Below are 259 nucleotides of genomic sequence, written 5' to 3'. Positions count from 1 at the left end.
CTTCTGTAGAACGTACCATATATTCTGTTATGTCGCCGCGTCTTACGTGTAATTCTTGCAGCGTCGCTTTCTTCTCTACTTCCGTTGCTTCGTCTACAAAGTGTACCTTTAGCTGTAACATGTAACGATTTAAGTTTCCTAATTTCTCTAACTCTTCTTCACTCGCATAAGCATTTCCGATAATGACATCATCAATTAGCCCTGTTGCCCATAAATGCTTCGCTTGTACTTCAATTGGTAAATTACGATGCTCTTCTAA

The 259-nt window shown here is 39.4% G+C and carries 1 protein-coding gene; it reads right to left on the bottom strand.

All coding sequences use genetic code 11. From position 1 onward, the window contains the following. On the bottom strand, window positions 1–259 hold a 259-nt coding region (locus JDS96_RS31230; RefSeq protein WP_199669170.1), incomplete at both ends, for a MupG family TIM beta-alpha barrel fold protein.

The organism is Bacillus cereus group sp. N21, assembly GCF_016483395.1.
Taxonomy (GTDB): domain Bacteria; phylum Bacillota; class Bacilli; order Bacillales; family Bacillaceae_G; genus Bacillus_A; species Bacillus_A pseudomycoides.
Note: the sequence above shows the minus strand (reverse complement) of the source record. Positions and strands in the feature narration are given on the sequence as shown.